At 45.4% G+C, this 1,256-nt stretch carries 2 pseudogenes; one reads left to right on the top strand and one right to left on the bottom strand.

Annotated elements, in window-relative coordinates:
- Positions 1-192 (top strand): annotated as a pseudogene (locus tag F6K51_RS37575) (hypothetical protein); the annotation flags it as partial.
- Here the strand turns inward: F6K51_RS37575 and F6K51_RS37580 are convergent.
- Positions 128-1,151, bottom strand: a pseudogene (locus F6K51_RS37580) (IS4 family transposase). The pseudogenes F6K51_RS37575 and F6K51_RS37580 overlap by 65 nt on opposite strands.
- Positions 1,152-1,256: the final 105 nt, after the last annotated feature.

Below are 1,256 nucleotides of genomic sequence, written 5' to 3' on the forward strand. Positions count from 1 at the left end.
AGGGGTGAGGTAGAAATATTGGCAGTTTCCCAAGAGCATGAAGCGTTCAGTGGTGTCATAGCACTGTTGCTGGGTACTTATTTTGTTGAAAAACAAATTGAGTTTACTCCAACCGGTAGCTTTACCCCTAAGTACAGGACAAAAAATGTAAAGATTGCCGAAAGTCGAACTGATGAAGGGATTGAGGATTAAGGATAAGATGACGCAGATGGTCAAAACCTAGACGGAAAAGACTCTTGGCCCTACGTCCGTGATTCTTAATGGGAATAGGTTGAAACTGATGAAGTACGCTTTCCGGTGAGCATCGACCAACACAAAGCTAAGGTTAAAAGAGCAAAAAGTTTTCGCTTTCGTTCTGGCACGGTCATTTGAGTAGATTCGAGACAAAAGCCACGAGTCTTGAAAATGCCAAAAAGAGTCTCAATGCCCCAACGGGAAGCATAATCTTTTACAAGCTCTTCACTCGCATCAGGACTGATGACAACGAGCAACTTGCCATCATCAAGACGTAGAGCTTCCACACTAACGGGGCACCCCCAAACTCGACAGAATCCCTTGAGTCTTTGAGATTGACCCTTCTGTAGATGAGCAAAAACCACTCGAGCAGCCAAGGATACCCCATTGCGTTCAATCCGATCTGTAGCTCGAATCCTCAATCGGAAAGCCATTGATGGTTCTAGTAGCAGGTATCGCACCCAGGCTTGTCCCACGAACTCGCGATCCCCACACACAAAGGAAATCCTAGCATCAGGAAAGATTTGGCAAAATTCCTCAATGAACCTCATCCTCTCGTCACTATTACTGTTCCCTTTCTGATCAAGAATCCACCACAGCACCGGAAATGCCACTCCTTGATGGACTATCCCTAAGCTCAGAATATTGTAGCAATGTTTGCCCAACTCCCAAGTGGTACGGTCATTACTCAATATCCAAGGCTCGGGGATTTGCATCCAACTGACCACGATTTTCCCAATCGCCTTGTAGTCCAAGTCAAACCCACGAAAAAATCGTTGCAGTCGTTTGTAATTTGACTGAGGTCGAACCAATACTCGAAACCCAATGCTAGTTCACGCTCGGTTGACCGTTTTCACTTTCAGCAATGCTAACAAGAACAGAGCAAGAAACGAAACTCTTGCTCCGTGCCATCCCAAATGGGGTTGGAGAGCTTTCTTTAATTCGCGCTTCTTGGTTCATGGGGTTTCTGATGGCTATCCTCAATTCTGATGAAACCCCATCCTGTTCTTCTTTTCAACTTT

Source organism: Moorena sp. SIO3I8 (assembly GCF_010692325.1).
In the GTDB taxonomy this organism is placed as follows: Bacteria; Cyanobacteriota; Cyanobacteriia; order Cyanobacteriales; family Coleofasciculaceae; genus Moorena.